Source organism: Sphingobium sp. R-21, from assembly GCF_049913335.1.
Classification (GTDB): Bacteria; Pseudomonadota; Alphaproteobacteria; order Sphingomonadales; family Sphingomonadaceae; genus Sphingobium.
Genome location: NZ_CP184374.1, coordinates 2,607,133 through 2,623,214, shown reverse-complemented (window position 1 = coordinate 2,623,214; position 16,082 = coordinate 2,607,133). Strand labels below are relative to the sequence as shown.

The 16,082-nt window shown below is 58.7% G+C and carries 16 protein-coding genes and 1 pseudogene; 8 read left to right on the top strand and 9 right to left on the bottom strand.

Translation table 11 applies throughout. From position 1 onward, the window contains the following. Positions 1 to 157 precede the first annotated feature (157 nt). Both ACN9MX_RS12585 and ACN9MX_RS12580 read left to right on the top strand, forming a co-directional pair. Positions 158 to 1,347, top strand: a pseudogene (locus tag ACN9MX_RS12585) (IS256 family transposase). A 138-nt stretch (positions 1,348 to 1,485) separates the two neighbouring features. After that, positions 1,486 to 1,986: a hypothetical protein gene (locus ACN9MX_RS12580; protein ID WP_426387040.1), complete on the top strand. Its 501-nt coding sequence runs from the start codon at positions 1,486 to 1,488 to the stop codon at positions 1,984 to 1,986. 53 nt (positions 1,987 to 2,039) lie between these two features. On the opposite strand, the gene ACN9MX_RS12575 is transcribed toward ACN9MX_RS12580, so the two are convergent. Together ACN9MX_RS12575 and ACN9MX_RS12570 are read right to left on the bottom strand one after the other, a co-directional pair. Next, on the bottom strand, positions 2,040 to 4,061 hold the full coding sequence (locus ACN9MX_RS12575; protein ID WP_363830512.1) for a DUF2075 domain-containing protein: 2,022 nt from the start codon (positions 4,059 to 4,061) through the stop codon (positions 2,040 to 2,042). Between the two features lie 70 nt (positions 4,062 to 4,131). After that, the gene (locus ACN9MX_RS12570; RefSeq protein WP_363830509.1) at positions 4,132 to 4,668 is read right to left on the bottom strand and encodes a thermonuclease family protein; all 537 of its coding nucleotides are present in this window, start codon (positions 4,666 to 4,668) and stop codon (positions 4,132 to 4,134) included. A gap of 117 nt (positions 4,669 to 4,785) precedes the next feature. Between ACN9MX_RS12570 and ACN9MX_RS12565 the strand changes: the two genes are divergently transcribed. From ACN9MX_RS12565 to ACN9MX_RS12555, 3 genes are all read left to right on the top strand, one after another. After that, entirely contained in the window at positions 4,786 to 5,313 is a 528-nt protein-coding gene (locus ACN9MX_RS12565; protein WP_426387039.1) for a hypothetical protein, read from the top strand. 350 nt (positions 5,314 to 5,663) lie between these two features. Next, positions 5,664 to 5,879, top strand: a complete 216-nt coding sequence (locus ACN9MX_RS12560; protein WP_426387038.1) for a hypothetical protein — start codon at positions 5,664 to 5,666, stop codon at positions 5,877 to 5,879. 439 nt (positions 5,880 to 6,318) lie between these two features. After that, positions 6,319 to 6,591, top strand: a complete 273-nt coding sequence (locus ACN9MX_RS12555) for a hypothetical protein (protein WP_363830496.1) — start codon at positions 6,319 to 6,321, stop codon at positions 6,589 to 6,591. 75 nt (positions 6,592 to 6,666) lie between these two features. Here ACN9MX_RS12555 and ACN9MX_RS12550 read toward each other — a convergent pair whose 3' ends face one another. From ACN9MX_RS12550 to ACN9MX_RS12540, 3 genes are all read right to left on the bottom strand, one after another. Then, positions 6,667 to 7,083, bottom strand: a complete 417-nt coding sequence (locus ACN9MX_RS12550) for a hypothetical protein (protein ID WP_363830494.1) — start codon at positions 7,081 to 7,083, stop codon at positions 6,667 to 6,669. Positions 7,084 to 7,430: 347 nt separating this feature from the next. Continuing rightward, on the bottom strand, positions 7,431 to 7,784 hold the full coding sequence (locus ACN9MX_RS12545) for a hypothetical protein (protein ID WP_363827012.1): 354 nt from the start codon (positions 7,782 to 7,784) through the stop codon (positions 7,431 to 7,433). Positions 7,785 to 8,179: 395 nt separating this feature from the next. Then, entirely contained in the window at positions 8,180 to 8,464 is a 285-nt protein-coding gene (locus tag ACN9MX_RS12540) for a hypothetical protein (protein ID WP_363827009.1), read from the bottom strand. Between the two features lie 172 nt (positions 8,465 to 8,636). On the opposite strand from ACN9MX_RS12540, the gene ACN9MX_RS12535 reads away from it, so the two are divergent. Beyond that, positions 8,637 to 9,353, top strand: a complete 717-nt coding sequence (locus ACN9MX_RS12535) for a Crp/Fnr family transcriptional regulator (RefSeq protein ID WP_363827007.1) — start codon at positions 8,637 to 8,639, stop codon at positions 9,351 to 9,353. 607 nt (positions 9,354 to 9,960) lie between these two features. Here ACN9MX_RS12535 and ACN9MX_RS12530 read toward each other — a convergent pair. Then, a complete protein-coding gene (locus ACN9MX_RS12530; protein WP_414714628.1) occupies positions 9,961 to 11,307 on the bottom strand; it encodes an alginate export family protein in 1,347 nt (448 codons plus the stop codon). A gap of 46 nt (positions 11,308 to 11,353) precedes the next feature. On the opposite strand from ACN9MX_RS12530, the gene ACN9MX_RS12525 reads away from it, so the two are divergent. Then, the gene (locus ACN9MX_RS12525) at positions 11,354 to 12,310 is read left to right on the top strand and encodes a chromate resistance protein ChrB domain-containing protein (RefSeq protein ID WP_363827002.1); all 957 of its coding nucleotides are present in this window, start codon (positions 11,354 to 11,356) and stop codon (positions 12,308 to 12,310) included. After that, entirely contained in the window at positions 12,307 to 13,710 is a 1,404-nt protein-coding gene (gene chrA, locus ACN9MX_RS12520) for a chromate efflux transporter (RefSeq protein WP_363826999.1), read from the top strand. The genes ACN9MX_RS12525 and chrA overlap by 4 nt, the downstream gene beginning before the upstream one ends. Positions 13,711 to 13,848: 138 nt before the next feature. Here chrA and ACN9MX_RS12515 read toward each other — a convergent pair whose 3' ends face one another. Genes ACN9MX_RS12515 through ACN9MX_RS12505 form a run of 3 tightly spaced genes read right to left on the bottom strand, consistent with a single transcriptional unit; the run spans position 13,849 to position 15,852 of the window. Then, complete coding sequence (locus tag ACN9MX_RS12515; protein WP_363826996.1) at positions 13,849 to 14,739, bottom strand: SUMF1/EgtB/PvdO family nonheme iron enzyme; 891 nt, start codon at positions 14,737 to 14,739, stop codon at positions 13,849 to 13,851. Continuing rightward, positions 14,736 to 15,473: a sulfatase-like hydrolase/transferase gene (locus ACN9MX_RS12510; protein WP_426387037.1), complete on the bottom strand. Its 738-nt coding sequence runs from the start codon at positions 15,471 to 15,473 to the stop codon at positions 14,736 to 14,738. The genes ACN9MX_RS12515 and ACN9MX_RS12510 overlap by 4 nt, the downstream gene beginning before the upstream one ends. Then, positions 15,442 to 15,852, bottom strand: coding sequence for an MFS transporter (locus ACN9MX_RS12505; protein ID WP_426387036.1), 411 nt, complete (start codon positions 15,850 to 15,852; stop codon positions 15,442 to 15,444). The genes ACN9MX_RS12510 and ACN9MX_RS12505 overlap by 32 nt, the downstream gene beginning before the upstream one ends. Positions 15,853 to 16,082 lie beyond the last annotated feature (230 nt).

Sequence of the window (16,082 nt, the reverse complement as noted above, 5' to 3'; positions counted from 1 at the left end):
AGGTCGTGTCCCCGGTGATGGTGTAGCTCGACGGTTAGCGAAGCTGACCGGACGCGCGCTCATCGATCAAGCGCAGTAGCGGCCGGTCAGTTTCGCGGGTGGCCATCGGAGATCTCGGATAGATTTGGGTTGCGAGACTCAAGCTATGGAGATCCCGATGACCAAGGAGATGATGGACGTTCAGGCGCTGCTGGGAAAGAGTGCCGACAGCGATTTTCTACGCGAGATGATCGGCTTTGCGGCGCAGCGGCTGATGGAACTCGAGGTCGGTGGGCTGACGGGCGCCGCTGGAGCGCAGAGCGGCAGGCCCAGCGCAATGGCTACCGCGATCGGGATTGGGAGACGCGGGCCGGAACGGTCGAACTGCGCATCCCCAAGCTGCGCACCGGCAGCTATTTCCCCGGCTTCCTGGAGCCCCGCCGGTTGGCGGAGAAGGCGCTGACAGCCGTAATCCAGGAGGCATACATACAGGGCATTTCGACGCGCTCCGTCGACGATCTGGTCAAGGCACTCGGCATGAGCGGCATCTCCAAGAGCCAGGTCAGCCGGCTGTGCCAGGAGATCGACCAGCGGGTGAAGGCGTTCCTCGATCGGCCCATCGAAGGCGACTGGCCCTATCTCTGGGTCGATGCCACTTACCTCAAGGTACGGCAGGCGGGGCGGGTCGTCTCAGTGGCGGTCACCATAGCGGTCGGCGTCAATAGCGACGGCCGCCGCGAGGTGCCGGGCATGGCGATCGGCGCATCGGAAGCCGAGACTTTCTGGACCGACTTCCTGCGCAATCTGGCGCGGCGGGGCCTGCGCGGTGTGAAGCTCGTCATCTCCGACGCCCATGAGGGTATCAAGGCGGCGGTGTCGCGTGTCTTCAATGCCACCTGGCAGCGCTGTCGCGTCCATTTTGCCCGCAATGCCATCGCTCATGCCGGGCGGAGCCGGAACCGTGTCGTCTCCGCACTGATCGCCACCGCTTACGCTCAGGAAACCGCCGAGGCCGCCACGATCCAGTGGCGCAAGGTGGCTGATCAGCTTCGACCGGCAGTGCCCAAGCTCGCCAAGCTGATGGATGATGCAGAGCAAGATGTATTGGCATACATGTCCTTCCCGCCCCAGCATCGCACGAAGTTGCACTCGACCAATCCGCTCGAGCGCCTCAACGGCGAAATCAAGCGGCGAACAGAAGTGGTCGGCATCTTCCCCAACGAAGACGCCATCACCCGCTTAGTCGGGGCTATCCTGCTGGAACAAAATGATGAATGGGCCGTCCAGCGCTCCCGCTACATGACACTGGAAAGCGTCGCCCAAATCGGCGATGATCCCCTCGTCACGCTGCCGCCTATGGCAGCATGATCAACCCGGCTCTAGCCGGAGATCGCCATGGCTACGCCGGCGAACCTACACCATGTGTTGGGACACGATCGATTGCCACGTCGAATTGGCTGAATCCGACAGTTCCGTCGACGATCCAACGTGATTATACCGTTGCGCATGAGCAACCATCTCGAGCAGCAAACAGCCGAATGGCTGGAATATCGCGGTTATTTCGTTCGACAGTCTGTGCTGGTTGGCAAGCGCGAAAAAGGCGGCTTCGAAGGCGAACTCGACATCGTTGCCCTCAATCCAGTGACCCGTCACCTCCTCCACGTGGAATGCTCATTGGATGCTGATCCGTGGGAGAAACGCGAACATCGCTTTACTGCCAAATTTGAGCGCGGCCGCAGATATGTGCCGTCGCTCTTTGATGGACTCGACCTACCGGCTGAGTTTGATCAGGTAGCGCTGCTGCAAATGGGCGGAGGCGAGCGTACCACGCTCGGCGGCGGCCGGCTTGTTTGGGTCGCGGATTTCATATCTGAGATTGTTGAGCATCTGCGCCAACACCGGCCGGACAGATCCGCCATACCATCCACTCTGCCTTTGCTCCGCACGCTTCAACTGGCAGCTCATTTTTCATCAAGTCGCGGGCGGCCTGGCTTGATCTCCGGATGAAAGCACCGGCATTGCGTACCGCGATAATCGCCAGTCCCAATGTCTGCGATGGCTCAGTGATGCGCCTCGCCGATTAGCAACGGGACATCTGTTTCTACGTCCTCGATTGTTGGAATGCCGCAGCTTCGCAAGAATTCAAAGACGCCGTCATAAAATGCCGGATTGCGTGATGGATCTATTGGATCTCCTTCGGGCACGAAGATGACCAGCCCTTGCCGCGCGCGGGTGAGAAGAACGCGATAAGCGTTCAGCAGATAGGACCGACGCTGTGGATCATTGATCTGCTGCCACTTGGTACCCTTGAACGCCATGCTGCTCCAGCCGTCAGCAGCCCATCGCAGATTGGCGTCCCAGCACACACATGCCCAATCCAGTTCCAGGCCCTGCACGTCAAATTCCGTGGCAGCGTCCTCGAGCATATTGGATGATCGGACATCGCTTGGCGGCGCCAAAAACCAAATTGGTGGCTCAATCTTCGCTTTGACAAATACACCCTCGGCTTTGAGCCGAAGCGCATTGGAGGAGGCAAGCAAGCCGACCCGTTCATTGGCACGCTGATGGCGACGAAGCCATTCGCGGGCCGCGATCAGATCGCGTGTAATGACGACGGGATATTCGGTCAGCTGGGACAGCAGCGTCCGAGCTCGATCACCATCTCCCTCGATAATCGCGCCGATAAAGTCAGAGAGCTTTTCAGCCCGGAATGAACGAAGCGACACCGATAGATGAAGGTCGGGGGTCTTTGTCGGAGCGATCTCCGCAATCGCCTCTTCGCCGCGCCCTGCCAGCAGATATTCACGGCCCAGAATCTGCTCCGGCAAATGGACCTGCCAGTGCGGAAAATGCCCCGCAAGGGCGTCAAGCCACTCACCCAAGCCCGCCTCGCCGGTGTTGATTTCTTGGCCACCGCCGATGAGGCACACGACGGTGCACCAATCAGAATGTCTGTCCATCACCGAAAGCAGGAACCGTGGTTCGGACATGGCAAAGCCGATCTGACCGCGCTTCTGTCGCATAAATTGGCTGGTCTGTTCTTCACCCCAGGCGCGCTGTGCCTCATCAAAGACCACGACCTTTTCGACGGGCGGCATATTCCCCTCGAGATTGTCGTCCCGGAAGTGGTGAATGTTCTGAATGAAGGCACATGATTTTTGATATTCCGAGGCGCGGGACGGACGCTCGGACCGTGGAAGCGTGAGATATCGCTCCAGTGCGTCTTGGGTCAGTGCTTCGCGCAACACATCGACCAGGGGACCATTGCCCGAGAGAAACACGGCATGCTCATCCTCGTGCGCCCGCATGCGGCTGTTCGCAATGCTGAGCCCGGCTAGCGTTTTGCCCGAACCGGGCACACCCGTCACGAAACAGATTGCCTTCTTCTGCTCGCGCTTCGCGGTTTCGACCACAGCCGCAATATAGGCCGATGTCGTGGTGAGGTTTTCAGCTCCGGCCTCGGATCGCGAAATCTCATCAACACTATGACCCCGGTAGAGGGCCTGTGCCGCCTCGATGATGGTCGGGGTCGGCTTATAGCGGCCTGCCGCCCAGATAGTCGCATCGAGCTTTGTGTGGCCAAAGCGATCAGCGACGTGCTGAATCTTGGACAAAAGGCTATCTGCGTTTGTCAAAAGGGGCGACATCACATTGTCCGTCCCCCAATCAGCACTGCTCAATGTGTCTGCCGCATCCGTTGCGACCAATATCGGCACGATCCGCAAGTCATGGCTGGTTTCGTGGAAGTTTTTAAGGTCGATCGCATATCCCAATGTTTGATCGATGGCAGCGCGGCCGAAATTGCGTTCACCCACCTTATACTCAACGACAAAAATCAGGCCCCGATAGAGGATGATGACATCGGCGCGCCGTCCCATGCGCGGGATCATGAACTCGAAGAAGAAATGGCCACCCGGCAATTCGGCTGCAATCGCCTGGAGATGGCTGATCTCAAAAATCCATGCCTGCCGCTGTGCCGGTTCAACGGCAAAAGGCAGATTCTCAGCAAGCGCGCCAAGGATAGCAAGGGGATCGGCACGCTCCAGCTCAGCGGCCGTGCATTGAAAGTAAGCGCGCTTCATAGATCCTCATTGTCTCCCGAATCGACAATTGCCGATGCAGATATTTGATTGATCGCCATGCCGAGCCCATTCAGCACCAGGGCTGCCGCGATCCAGTCCAACGGCACGCCAACCCCTCTTCTACCAGTTGAGACCCTAAGGACACCCCGTTGCGCGTCACGACCCGCAGCTTTCGCCCATATTTATCCTCATCTCGCAGCAGCGGAGCTTCAAGATTGAAGGGACCGGCATTGAGCAGGTCATGCAGGCGTTGAGTAGCACGATTGCCCAATTCAGCTTCAGCGGCACAGCGCGGTGGGTGGGTCTCAGGCGTGTCGATATCGGCGACGCGGATGCGTTCACCGTTGAACCAGAAGGTATCGCCATCCACTACGCAATTGATCCCGCCGCCGACGTGACAAAATCCGAATTGGGTTGACGACGCCTCTTGCTGGGCGGGTGCCAGGATCGGCCAATAAATAAACCCCAAGCCAGAACAGGTCCCAAACGCCAATCCTATCAGGATCAGTAGCAGCTGGGATGGAGCCTTGCGCTTGCTGACCGGGACACCCCAATCATACGAAAATTTGCGACGGCGTCGTCGACGAAATTTCAGAATATCCCCCATGCACCTGAAATTAGCGGGATCCCTTCTTCGATCAAGCCGTGTTTCCGGAAGCCGTCATCCCTAAGTAATAGGTCTAACACACTGGACCGATGCCATAATGCCGGAAAATTGCGCGCCATGAACGACGAGCCGACCAAAATCGAACCTACAACGGTAAGCCGGGAGGAACTGCATCGCCTCGTGTGGGAAACACCCATGGTCCGGCTTGGGGAACGCTTTGGGATCAGCGGCAATGGTCTGGCGAAGATCTGTAGGCGCCTTGATATTCCCTATCCACCGCGCGGGCATTGGGCGAAGAAGGCGGCAGGCCATAAGGTGATAACCGTTCCCTTACCTGCTGCCCAGTCCAATACGCCCGCGTCAGTGCGCATTTCGTCTACGGAACCGGAAGGCCTCGACGATCCCAACTCACCGGTTCAGCAGGCGCTGGACGATGCGCGGAGTAAGACGGTCTCCCTTCATGTGCCCGAGCGCCTCAACAGACCCCATACGATCATCGCAGGATGGCTGGCAGACCATGAGCGCCGCAAGCAAGAGGCAAGACGGGAGCGTGATCCCTGGCGACGGGATTTTATGAGAGGTTCAACCTCAGTCGCCTTCCAGCAGATAAGCAGCGAATGGCATCCATGCAGCTGCCAGATATAGCGCCCGCCCCAATGCCCAACGGCTTGCCCTTGGCCGAAGCGAATATATTGCCGGAGCCGCTTCCGCAGCGTGCTGGAGCTGGATGCTCCACCGGCCTTACCGATATTAATCACCCGTGCGCCCTTCACCCAGGCCGTGCTCAATATGGCGGCTGAGACATTAGGGTCTCGGCCTTTAAAGAAACCGCCTGTGCCGCGTTCAACATATTGCGGGTCAAAGCCGTCGGGGGTGACGACTAGATAAACCCCCATCGCATCAGGTAGCAGCGCCAATCTGCGCTTGGGACCGGCGAGGTCGATATCGACCTCCTGCTCGATAATCCGACGACGAACGAAACGGCATGGGTTCAGGTGAAATCGAGCGCCAGCCAAGCCACACTCGATGATTATCTGGAACGCTTCCACCGTGACGGAAGCGCCCAGCGCTTCTACTTCATCTGCCACTCGCCGAAGGAAAATCTCAGCCTACCGCCTTCATCTCAGCTCCATCTTTGGGCTGGCATCGAGCTCGCCCACAGTGCTCTTGCCGCCGGGCTGCTCGATTGGCTCATCGAACGAACGCGCTGATTCTTTCCTTTGGAGGCAACGGACGAGTTCCTCGCCATTATTGCCGGATGTTGTCCACGGTTCGATATAGAGAATCGTGAGCGCTGTGGAACCAAAAGCACAGTTGGACGGTCAGCAGCCGTTAAAACGGTGTGGCGGCTTGGCGCCACTTTTCGCCGTCCAGCAGCTCGTCATCATCTGCCACAAGCGGCCATTGGGTCTGAGAATCCTGTTTGGCGATGTACAAGCCGTCGGCTGGCAATCGACTACCTGTTCACGCCGGCGACAGCGGTGCGGCAAGCCAGTCAAGGTCGTTCATCCGCGCTCTACATATTGAGGATGAAATAGGACTCTGCTGGTTCGTTCAACCGTGATAAGATGCATCATCACCCGGTTCTAGTCGCAAGCATCCTGTGGCAGAGAGACTCAGTCGCTCCCGCTTGCTGACGCGGAGTTCATCATGATTACCGATAAAAAAAACGATGCCGGACCTGCCGAATGGGCAGACTATGTCATCCGCGCTGCTGCTGGAATAGCCAATGCCGGATCGATCTTCGGCTATGAGAAAATCGTCGCTGCCAGGATTTGGCTGGCCAAACGCAACGCGCGTTTGCTGGTTGGTGCTGCGGACCGCAAGTGGGACGATCAGGTCTGGTGGAGCCGAGCGAAGAGAGATGAACTCGCTACTGCTCTGGACGAATGGGAGAACGAGGGTGGTGGCATCTCGAGGTAAGGAGATGGAAAAGCCCGCACGACTGTATTGCTTGGTAAGCGAGAATATTTTTAGTGCGGGGTCTTTCGCGCGGCTTTACACAGTGTCACCCTTTCGAACTATTGCCTGCTCGATCGCCCGGATGAATTGATCACCATATTGCTGCGTAGTCACATAATCCTGTTCCTCCTCTCCGAGGACATGGCCTTGACCGAATGTTTGTTTGAGGCGCGCCAGAATGTCGGGCTGCTCCTCTGCGATATGACGGATCAAAGCTCGGAGAATCCGTTCATGGGCAAGTACCCGGCGTTCCAGATCCGTGTTTTCAATATTCATCGCGAAGTAATTCCTTTGGTTATAATTCTGCGAATCACTTTGTGATACGGCCTTCTGCTGAATCGCATATTTCAAACTGGCGTCTGCTTTTGCCTTTTGTTCGTTAGCCATTCCTACTTCTTCAGCTGCCGATCGAAAGGCGCTAAAGCGCCTTCGAACTTCTTGCGCATCAGACATGGTCCACCTCCATTTGAGTAGAGTTGCGTTCCGAAGCCGGACGCCGCTGAACCTAGGCTTCGTTCTGCGAACTGGACAAACCGGTTGATTTGCTCAGCGTATTTAGGGTGTCGCCACGTCGCCGAAGGCCTCGTTGAGGCGGCGCACGTCGGAACGAGTCAGAAGTTTGCCGCGCGCTAGTAGGTCACGCGCACTGGCGAGAAGCGCATCAAGCCCGAAGACGCTTTCGAGTTGTGTTGGGCAGACTTGCCAGTCCAGCCTGAGGATTGATGATCATGGCTGCGATATCTAGGTTGTTTGCCGTTGGAAAATTGTAGTCCTCTTGACAAATTTCCATCTTCTCGCCTTCAATCGTACATTATAATAAGAATAGTTGCTGCCATAAGAGTAAGTAACGCATTCATGATGACCGCTCGAGTCAAGGTGTTATCACGGAAGAGGTCAGCGCTGAACCAGAATATTTTCGTACTTCGTGGCGTGGTGGAAATACGAGATGTTGTAACATCGGAAAGGTGGCCGTCTTCATTTTTCCATCCGTCGATGGCCTTGTTCGGATTAGTTTCGCCCGGCGCCAGTATAAGACGAGCGCGAAGCCTCCGCTCTTGTTCCGCACCCAGTGCGAGCCCTAGCCGCTCGACCCGCTCATGCAGGGCAGATCGCGGCAATGGCATTTGGGACGGTGTGTTTGATGAGGCAGACATGACACTCTCCTCGTGGGGCGGGAGCGCGACAGTCTCTCAGTCACGGCGGCCATGGACGGAGTCGAAGCCGGGATACGCCAGCATACCACATCTCACGTTGCGATCCTAAAGCCGTTTTCGTAAATGGACGTCTTCACGGAATTGTGGCTTCTTGGCGGAGGGGGTCGTTGCTGCTAATCCTCTCTCATCCTGATTGTCGCGCGGCACCTCTCGCTCGAGAAAGTGTCCGGCTCAAGCTTCCGGCCGCCGTAAGTCGCCATTCGGCGATCCGTCCTGACCGCCCTTAACCGGGGCGACCGGCACAAGGCTGGCCGAAAGCGATCGTTCTGCTCACGCGCGGAAAGGATGCCTAACTGGAAGCGGTAAAGGGAGGCATCCACCACCTCTGTTCAGTCTTATGACTTTGGTAAATCGTTAGCGAGACTTCCGCCGATGGTTCTCAACAAGGCAACCGCCTGTGGCTGTCCACCGGGAATATGAATCCGATCCTCGTCCATTGCGGACTGCACCCCTGCCGCATCGACGATAATCTCAATGGCTTCGAGGGTGCTTAAGCTGCCCTTTGCTACCAGCGCGTGGATCAAGGTTTCAACTAGGACCAGCGCCGCTTCTCCGTGCGGGTCAGGGCCCTTGAACGGCGAAGCGAGGCCCGCACCGAGGTTGTCAACATCTTGCGTCATCGGTTGCCTCCATCAGGCGAGAGCGCGCGTCTCTCAGCCGCCGGAGCCTGAAGTGCGGGCCGACGATCTTGTCATTTTAATAGCAACATGCATCGAGAGCCATCATCAATGTTAACTTTCGACAATAATATACAACAATATTAATTTTGATGATCCTGTGGGACTGTGGCTGATGAACCGGTTCATCAATAAACTGAGCAGATTCGCGACACTGTCTGAAAATGATATAGCGGCTCTGGCCGTGGCGACCGCACATCCGAGAAAGATTGCTGCTCGACACGACCTCATTAGAGAAGGCGATCGCCCCGGGCCGGTGTTTGTGGTTCTGGATGGTTGGGCATGCCGCTACAAGATTTTGCCCAGCGGGACGCGTCAGATCCTGGCCTTTTTAATGCCGGGCGACTCCTGTGACCTGCATGTCGGTCTTCTTGAGCAGATGGATCACAGCATTCAGTCCATAGGGCCAGCCGTCATCGCTACGATTGATCGCCCAGAGATTGACAGAATTATGGATCGCCATCCCAACGTGGCAAAAGCCATGTATCTTGCGCAGTTGATCGATGAAGGGACGTTGCGTGCCTGGATCACTAGCATGGGGCGGCGGACGAGCATCGAGCGCGTCGCGCATCTGATATGCGAACTGTATTTGAGGGCTCGCAATATCGGCCTTATAAATGGTCAGCACCTTACGCTGCCGCTCTCTCAGATATTGCTGGCCGATGCATTAGGCATGACACCTGTCCATCTAAATCGCATTTTGAAAGAATTGAAGGCAAGTGGCGCCATGTCGCTCAGCCGGGGAAGCCTGATTATATCCTGTCCAGAGAAGCTTGTTCAAATTGCAGGGTTTGATGAAAATTATCTCCATCGACATATAAGGAATGGATAATTTAAGAATGGTACAAAAATATAATTCATTTGGGAATTATTTATTTTTTGGTCGAAGTTAAAATAATCGATCTATACATATGTTAATATCCTTTATCTGTCGTAGTGTTATCCATGCACTGCGACCCGAGCCTCGGTAACGAGACTCTACTGGCCCGGTGATTTAGGTCGCTGGGCCAATTTTTTGTCTCGACGATGACGTTCAGAATAGCGGGTATGCGACAGGTGGCGGAAATTGATCTCAACTCGCCGGTGCGGATCGGCCACTCTTTGCTGTCAAAAAGGATTGCTGAAATTGGCTGATTGTTAAAGGGCAGCTATCCGCCCTTAGCCAAAAGAAACCCGACATTCTGAAATCGGCCAGTCGCGGGCTGCCGACAGGCAAAACCGGACCGTCCGCACCTGGGACTTTTCTGCCATTCGCGGGCCCGACGGCGAACGGCTAATCTTGGAAGGATGTGCCCTGCGCGCGAAAATGTGGCGAACGGCATCTTCGAGGCAGCCCAACTCGGTGAAGCTGTCACTGACCGCTTTCTCGAAACGCCTTTAAGTTTGCCGAAAGCAATGCGTGAAGAGTTGATCTTCTCGAGTGCAGTGCGGCCATTTCTTCAGAAACTCGCCATCAAATTGAAGGAAGTATAGCGGGTCCACTTCCTTGGAGGCGCATTGGGCGCGTCGCGCAGGAACCTTCCCTTGGCGAGCAGCACCCCGTCAAATTCGAACCGAAGCCGTAACGGGATAATCCAGTAGCGTACGCGACCTTCGATCTGATGGCCGGCGAAATTGCCGGAACGCCCGCTGCTGTCCCGAACCCCTGTGGACGAAAAGGCGTCGGTTCGCGATGCCAGCCACATCGCGCGATAGACTGCGCACCAGTCCCAGCGCTTGTCCGGCGTCGCCTCCAGCCGAACGCCGGGCGTCACGATGTTGGCACGCGCCACGGAATTGTAGAGCCCCGCAGGAGCAAGGTCTGCACGACGCATCCCGAACAGCGTATCGAACCGACCGTAATCTCCTCCTGCGCGGTCGCCACTTGCCCGGTCGAATTCGACGGATAGTCGCGGCTTCCATGGTCCAGGAAAACTATATCCCGCATCGGCATGGATGAAGCTGGCGCTTACCGATTGACGCTGTGCTGTGGTTACCAAGGATCCACTGATGCTTCCGGTTTGGTAGAAGGCTTCAAGCTCATAATCGAACTTTCCCGTTTCCGGTTCGCGAATGATGCGCCCGCCGAAGGTATTCAGCGATCGATCGCGGGTCGGCCTTCCTGGCCTGTCATGTTCGCCCAGATGGAAATAGGTCAGCTCCGCCGCTGCTGGCCCTAAGGCCTTCGTCTTGCTGACGACGCCGCCCCACAGCACCAGATCGAAGCCTTCATGATCGAACCGAACGCGATGGTTCGTGACGCCCTCCCGATCGTCGGGGCGGCGTTGTTGCGGCAGCGTGTAGATGAAGGTGGCCTTTAAGCCCTCTGGCGCGGTCAGATCTGCGCGCAAGCCAGTATAGCCATTGGTCGTGTTGCGATAATCGTCGGCGGCTACCAGTCGTCGTGATCCAAGGTTGAGGGTCATGCGTCCCGCCGTCAGCTCCAGCTTGGCCCCCTTCCCGAACGGCGCGGCAATATCGGCAGTGACATAGGCCTGCACCAGTTCCAGCGCATTGACCTCGTTGGTGGAGATCGGTGTCCCTGAGTCCTCGCCATAGGCTCGGCTGTCGAACAGCTCTGCCCCTACTCGGAAGGCGCCGCTTCGATATTCTCCAAGCACTTGGGTGCGGATGTTGAACAGGCTGTCCTCGCTGTCAAACCCTGCGCGGGGCTGACCTTCAATTTCCTCGAAGCGAAGCCTCACGCTTCCGTTGAGCGAGAACCCGTCCTCTTGTGCAAGGGCAGGTGCTGCGCAGCAGGCAAGCCACGCCGACAAAGGCAGCTTCAGGGCCAAGCGAGTTTTCATAGGTATAGCTATTTCCACGAATCGAGGTCTATGATACATATGCATCATGAATTTCACCGGAACCAGCCCTTGGCTCGCGCTTTTGCACCAGCTTCCCGCGAAGCCACCCTATCTGCGCGTGAAGATATGGCGGCGATTGCAGGCGGTCGGGGCGGTGCCCTTGAAGAATGCGGTGCATGTTCTTCCCCGATCGCCCGAGGCCGAATTCGCCTTCCGTGAACTGCTTGAGAAGATCATCGCCAGCGGAGGGGAGGCGACGCTCATCGAAGCGCAACTCCTCGCAGGCCAATCTGACGCTGACGTTCGCGTCCTTTTCGATAATGCCCGCGACGCTGATTATGACGAGATTGCTCAGGCCGCACAGCGCCTGTTGCAAACAGGCCCGGCAAGCGGCTCGGACATCGCAAAACTCCAAAAGCGCCTGGAAGAGGTGGGCAAGCTGGATTTTTTCGGCTCACACGGCCGGCAGGAAGCCGAAGCTGCCTTGGCCGAGCTCGACCGCCAGCGCTACCAGCATCCCGATGTCAGCCGGACCGAGCCGGCCCCACTTTCAGAACCGATCGACCTTACAGGGCGCACCTGGCTTACCCGTAGCGGCGTCCATGTCGACCGGATTGCGTGCGCCTGGCTGATCCGGCGCTTCATCGATCCGGACGCACATTTCAAGTTTGTCGATAGCCGTCACTATGATCCGGTGCTCGGCGAGCTGCGCTTCGACATGGTCGATGCCGAGTTCACGCATGAAGAAGGCCGTTGCAGCTTCGAAACCCTGCTGCTGCGCGCCAATCTGACAAGCGATCCCGCACTCGTCGCCATCGGAGAGATTATCCATGAGCTGGACATCGGGGACGGCAAATTCGCTCGGCCCGAGACCGCCGGTGTCGGCGCTATGCTGTCCGGCGTTTGTGCATCCACCGACGATGATCTTCAACGTATCGCCATGGCGAGCGAAGCTCTCAATCAGTTTCATGCCTTTTTCAGCAACAGAAAGACGGACCTATGACGGCAAGTGCATCCGCCATCACCACTGCGGAAACGCCTTCCGCTGGCGATCACGGCATTTCCTTGAAGGAAGCGACAAAGGTCTGGGCACGAATTGCCGCCCTCAGCTTTGGCGGTCCGGCCGGTCAGATTGCGGTCATGCACCGGATCCTGGTCGAAGAGAAACGATGGATAGGTGAGGAGCGTTTCCTTCACGCGCTCAACTACTGCATGCTGCTCCCAGGGCCAGAAGCGCAGCAACTCGCCGTCTATATCGGCTGGCTCCTGCACAAGACCAAGGGCGGCCTCATCGCTGGCGCTCTGTTCGTGCTGCCCGGTTTCCTCGCGATACTGGGCCTGAGCTACGTCTATGTGCTGCTTGGTCAGGTGCCGCTCATCGAGGGGCTTTTCTTCGGCCTCAAGGCGGCTGTGCTGGCGGTAGTGGTGCAGGCTGTCGTGCGCGTCGGATCCCGGGCGCTCAAGAACAACGTTATGCGCGGCATAGCCGCCGCTGCATTCGTCGCGATTTTTTTCCTCGATGCGCCCTTCCCAGTGATCGTGCTCGCAGCCGGACTCGCCGGCTATCTCGGAGGGCGCAGCGGCCTGCCGCAGTTCAAGGGCGGTGGCGGTCATGGCGCAGCCGGTGGTGAGGTCATCCACGACCGGGACACCGCACTTGGCGAAGCCTTGCCCGCGCATGCGAAGCCAAATTACGGCTGGTCGCTGCGAATCTGCTCGGTCCTGCTGCTGCTCTGGCTGGCACCGGTTCTGACGCTGTTCCTGGCACTCGGACCCGATGACGTGTTTTACCAGATCGCCAGCTTCTTCAGCCAGATGGCGGTCGTGACGTTTGGCGGCGCCTATGCTGTTCTCGCTTATGTCGCGCAAGAGGCGGTCGACACCTTCGGCTGGCTGCAGCCGGGTGAAATGTTGGACGGCCTTGGCATGGCGGAAACCACCCCCGGGCCGCTGATCATGGTGACGCAGTTCGTCGGCTTCCTGGCTGCCTTTCGCGATGCGGGTCCTTTGTCGCCCCTGGCAGCCGCAACCCTCGGCGCGATCCTGACGACCTGGGTGACCTTCGTGCCCTGTTTCCTGTGGATCTTCGCCGGTGCGCCTTTCATCGAGCGGCTGAGAGGCAACAGAGCCCTGTCCTCTGCTCTGACAGCGATTACGGCGGCGGTGGTGGGCGTGATCCTCAATCTGGCCCTCTGGTTTGCCATCCACACGCTGTTCGGTGAGGTCCGGTCGGTTGCGACACCGACAGGTTCTCTCGACGTGCCAGTGCTGGATTCGATCAACATCCCCGCGACTTTACTGTCGATCGGCGCGCTGGTCGCGGTCTTCCGGTTCAAAATTGGTGTTTTGCCGGTATTGGGCGCCTGCGCAGCAATCGGCGCCGCCTATGTCCTCCTGGCGTGAACTCCCGCCGAGAATGACCTACCCATCGATACGCGCTATTTCGCAGGCGATCGCTCCGCAATTCCCCGAGAGGAGATGGACCATGCAATGGTTGCACGCGAACGGCCAAAGACCGAGTGCATGCGTTTTAGGCCGACCCTAGGGAAAGGCTGGTTCGGCTGAAATCGTCCTGAACCCAATGTGCGATGTGCCCAGGTCAAGTTCCTGCGCCTGGAAGGCAGCCGGTCGGAAGTTAGCGCAATAGTTCATAGCGCAGAGATAGGAGCCGCCCTTGACCCGGCTGGTGCCATCGCGCTGTTCGCTGGTCCATTCCCAGACATTGCCGACCATGTCGTGGAGGCCCAAATCATTGCCGCCAAAGCAGCCCACCGGCGCGAGGCCGACATAGCCGTCCTTCCCAGTGTCGCGGACCGGGAACACGCCCTGCCAGCTGTTGGCGATCGAATGATCCTCGCCTGCATAGGCCCAGCTTACCGCCTTCCGTGGGGAGGTCTGGCTACCGCGAGCGGCGCGCTCCCATTGCGCTTCGCTGGGAAGCGCGCCGCCGGCCCAGCGCGCATAAGCCGCCGCATCCTGATAATCGACATGAATGACAGGCCAGTCCTCCCGCCCGGCGATGCTGCTACTGCGACCTTCAGGATGACGCCAGCTGGCGCCTTTGCGATAGCGCCACCAACTGGCCGCATTGTTGAGATTGACCGCGCCCGTGGGCGGCACGAACAGGGCCGAGCTGCCTGCGCGCTCGGCAGCGGTGCGATAGCCTGTCGCCGCGACGAAAGCGGCGAACTGGCGGTTTGTCACTTCATGCCGGTCAATCCGGAACGCCGCCACGGCGACCCTGCACCCCGGTCGCCCCTCACCATCCTCACCCAGCAGCACCGTGCCCGCAGGGACGAGCACTCGCTCGTCCTTGCTGTCGCAGCGCTTCGCCGCCGACCAAGATGCTCGGGGTAGCGGCGCCGCGCCCAGCAGCGATCCCGCGGCGACCGACAGGAAGACCGCCGATCTGACCTGCCGCACCCGGTTCATTTCCGCCCGTCTGCCTGCGCCGGCAGGATCACCCCCTTATCCCTCGCATAGTTGTTCCAGTCGGCGACTAGTTCCTGCAACTTGGTCGGCTGGCTCGCCGCCAGATCATGTGCTTCGGCGGGATCGCTGGCGATGTTGAATAACTGCCATGTGCCGGTGCCGACGCTCTTGCGCGGGTAGGCGCCGCCGGAACTCGGCAGGAAAACTGCCTTCCAGTCCCCCTTACGCAAGGCGCGGCGGTAGAAAAGCTCGGTGCCCACCGCCTCGGTCGGCGGGTGCAGTTCCGCCTGGCCGCCGATCAACAGGGGTGTCAGGCTATGCCCTTGGATGGGAAGGATGGGACGGCCCGCAAAGCTGCCCGGCTGCGTCAGGCCGGCAAGGTCGAGCAAGGTCGGCGCGACGTCGGTGACGTTAATGAAGGCGTTGGCGATCCGCCGCCCGGCAATGCCAGGTCCCGCAGCAAAGGCGGTGACCCGCGTCCCGCCCTCGGTCGGATAGCCCTTCACCAGCCGGGAAGGCGAACTGTTTGCCTGCGCCCAGCCAGCCCCGTAGCCGACATAGGATGTGGCCGTGCCGATATTGCCGAGGCTGTTGTCGATTCCCAACTTGGCCTTGTCTTGCGGCGTCAGCGTCAAGTGGATTGGCGCGTCGATGTCGGTGCCTTCCGGTCCGTTATCGGCAAGGAAGATGATGACCGTGTCATCATATCTGCCAAGGCGCTTGTTCGTCGGCAATGTCGGCCACCATGGACCGCAGCATCAGATTGCCCGACCCTTGCGTCAGCCCCTGAGCGAGGGTCAGCGCCAGCAACAGGCCGATCTGGCCCGGCACGACGAGCAGCAGCCCGACATTGATTGCGGCCTGCGCCAGTTCCCCCGCGACGGCGGCGCGATGCTTGCCGATGCGATAGCCGATCTGCGCCCAGATCGGAGCGGCGGCGATGCCAAAGACGAACTGGAAGAGGAAGAGGCCACTCGCCCAGTGGGGCAGGCCCATATAGTGCGTCACGAAAAGAACGATCAGGGCGCTGCGGATGCTCTGTCCCGTCGTGACCGCGAAGTCGGACAGCAGCACCCGGCGTAGCAGCGGGTGACCGAACAGCGCGCCCACCATTCCATCTTGAAAATCTCCCTCCTCCCCCCCTCAAGGGGCCCGTTGGTGGTTTACGGTGTGATCGCCCTTGTGCACGATCTCGCCCGGCTAGATGCGCTCGGTCATCGCGTCCCGCGAACCCGTCGCGATCGATCGCACTGGATCAAGGTCGAATATCGGATGAACCACGTCCGGGGATGACCTGCGCGCCTCTCCCCTAGCGTATTTTCAAGTTGACCGTTTACGGTCGA

Coding starts and splice junctions, on each gene's coding strand:
- ACN9MX_RS12565 (WP_426387039.1), top strand. CDS start 4,786: ATGAACGACGAGCCGACCAAAATCGAACCTACAACGGTAAGCCGGGAG.
- ACN9MX_RS12580 (WP_426387040.1), top strand. CDS start 1,486: ATGAGCAACCATCTCGAGCAGCAAACAGCCGAATGGCTGGAATATCGC.
- ACN9MX_RS12545 (WP_363827012.1), bottom strand. CDS start 7,784: ATGTCTGCCTCATCAAACACACCGTCCCAAATGCCATTGCCGCGATCT.
- ACN9MX_RS12505 (WP_426387036.1), bottom strand. CDS start 15,852: ATGGTGGGCGCGCTGTTCGGTCACCCGCTGCTACGCCGGGTGCTGCTG.
- ACN9MX_RS12530 (WP_414714628.1), bottom strand. CDS start 11,307: ATGAAAACTCGCTTGGCCCTGAAGCTGCCTTTGTCGGCGTGGCTTGCC.
- ACN9MX_RS12555 (WP_363830496.1), top strand. CDS start 6,319: ATGATTACCGATAAAAAAAACGATGCCGGACCTGCCGAATGGGCAGAC.
- ACN9MX_RS12575 (WP_363830512.1), bottom strand. CDS start 4,061: ATGAAGCGCGCTTACTTTCAATGCACGGCCGCTGAGCTGGAGCGTGCC.
- ACN9MX_RS12535 (WP_363827007.1), top strand. CDS start 8,637: ATGAACCGGTTCATCAATAAACTGAGCAGATTCGCGACACTGTCTGAA.
- ACN9MX_RS12515 (WP_363826996.1), bottom strand. CDS start 14,739: ATGAACCGGGTGCGGCAGGTCAGATCGGCGGTCTTCCTGTCGGTCGCC.
- ACN9MX_RS12540 (WP_363827009.1), bottom strand. CDS start 8,464: ATGACGCAAGATGTTGACAACCTCGGTGCGGGCCTCGCTTCGCCGTTC.
- ACN9MX_RS12570 (WP_363830509.1), bottom strand. CDS start 4,668: ATGGGGGATATTCTGAAATTTCGTCGACGACGCCGTCGCAAATTTTCG.
- chrA (WP_363826999.1), top strand. CDS start 12,307: ATGACGGCAAGTGCATCCGCCATCACCACTGCGGAAACGCCTTCCGCT.
- ACN9MX_RS12525 (WP_363827002.1), top strand. CDS start 11,354: ATGAATTTCACCGGAACCAGCCCTTGGCTCGCGCTTTTGCACCAGCTT.
- ACN9MX_RS12550 (WP_363830494.1), bottom strand. CDS start 7,083: ATGTCTGATGCGCAAGAAGTTCGAAGGCGCTTTAGCGCCTTTCGATCG.